The sequence below is a fragment of the Pedobacter petrophilus genome (assembly GCF_009674725.1).
Lineage (GTDB): Bacteria > Bacteroidota > Bacteroidia > Sphingobacteriales > Sphingobacteriaceae > Pedobacter > Pedobacter petrophilus.
In genome coordinates this window covers 1-1757 of sequence record NZ_WKKH01000107.1, presented here as the reverse complement: position 1 = coordinate 1757, position 1757 = coordinate 1, and the positions used below count along the sequence as shown (strand labels likewise).

The window sequence follows — 1757 nt, the reverse complement described above, 5'->3', positions numbered from 1 at the left end:
GAGGGCACTGAAAAAGTCCACCCATAAAATTGTTTAAAAAAGGGAGTTAGAAACTATGTTTTCTGCTCCCTTTTTTGTATTTTAAAGGTATATTATAATACTCTTTAAGATGCTTGTTTCCCAACAAAAAATTCAATTTAGTGAGTTTTCCCGTCTTTATGATTTGATTATTCCCAAAGATAATCTTCTTCGCAGGATTAATGAATTGATAGATTTTGGTTTCATTTATGATGAGCTTTTAGATAAATATTGTTTGGATAATGGGCGTTTAGCAGAGAGTCCTGTACGTATGTTCAAGTACCTGCTGCTGAAAACTATCTTTACTATTTCGGATGTTGATGTGGTTGAGCGTTCACGTTACGATATGTCCTTTAAGTATTTTTTAGAGATGTCCCCCGAAGATGATGTGATCAATGCGAGCTCCCTGACCAAATTTCGGAAGCTGAGGCTCAAGGACATGGATCTACTAAATCTACTTATAGGTAAAACCGTCTCCCTCGCACTTGAAAGAGGAATTATTAAATCCAAGTCCATCATTGTAGATGCAACACATTCCCTTTCCAGATCCAACCCATATTCACCACTTGAGGTGCTAAGACAACGCTCGAAATTGCTGCGCAAGGCGGTGTATTTGATGGATGACGATTTTAAGAATCAAATGCCGGAGAAAAACGATTCAAATGATATTCTCAAGGAAATAGAATACTGCAAAGAGTTGCAGAAGCGTATAGAATCTGATAGTACACTGAGTGAAATTCCTGCTGTAAAGGAGAAGCTCAATCTACTGAAGGAGACTGTTGAGGATACACAGGAGCACTACACAATATCCAAGGACATGGATGCCAGGATCGGTCATAAAACGGCGGATAGCAGCTTTTTTGGTTACAAGACCCATTTGGCAATGAGCGAGGAACGGATCATAACAGCTGCTATCGTTACCTCTGGTGAAAAGGGAGATGGACCAGAATTACCGGGCCTTTTGAAATTGAGCCAGGATAATGGAATGGAAGTAGAAACAATAATTGGCGATTCGGCGTATTCAGGTAAAGAGAATCTTAGTTTAAAGGATAGCAATGGCGAGAAAATCAAAATAGTGGCTAGATTAAACCCTTCAATAACACAGGGCTTTAGAAAGGATGAGGATAAGTTCGATTACAATAAGGACGCAGGTATGTTTGTTTGCCCGGCAGGCCATCTCGCTGTTCGAAAAGCAAGGCAGGGGAAAAAGGAAGATGGAACAAATCAGGTAGACACCTACTATTTTGACGTTGAAAAGTGCAAGATCTGTCCATTGAGGGAGAATTGCTATAAGCCGGGAGCAAAAACTAAAAGCTATTCAGTATCCATAAAGTCCGACCTGCACAAGGAACAAATGGACTTTCAGGAGACCAACTACTACAAGGAACAAGCCGGTCATCGATACAAGATTGAAGCAAAAAACAGTGAATTAAAAAACGTTCATGGATATGGCAGGGCGGATTCATATGGCATAGAGAATATGAAAATGCAAGGGGCAATAGCAATATTTGTAGTAAATCTGAAAAGAATATTCAAATTCTAGGTTTGGAGACTTGTTCATCTAAAAAAATCTTTCAGAACCGTAGAAAAAGCCACTAAGCTCAATTAAGAAAATGCTGAACACAGCATAAACCTAAATATCAAATAACGTAAAAAAAAGAAAGCGGATGAAGAGTTCAGCACTCATTCATCCGCTTTGCAAAAACAGACTATTTTAAGTCCACTTTTTCAGTGCCCTC

The 1757-nt window shown here is 39.0% G+C and carries 1 protein-coding gene; it reads left to right on the top strand.

The window, feature by feature from the left end; translation table 11 throughout:
* Nucleotides 1–109: 109 nt before the first annotated feature.
* The gene (locus GJU39_RS23225; protein WP_154283369.1) at nt 110–1561 is read left to right on the top strand and encodes an IS1182 family transposase; all 1452 of its coding nucleotides are present in this window, start codon (nt 110–112) and stop codon (nt 1559–1561) included.
* Nucleotides 1562–1757: the final 196 nt, after the last annotated feature.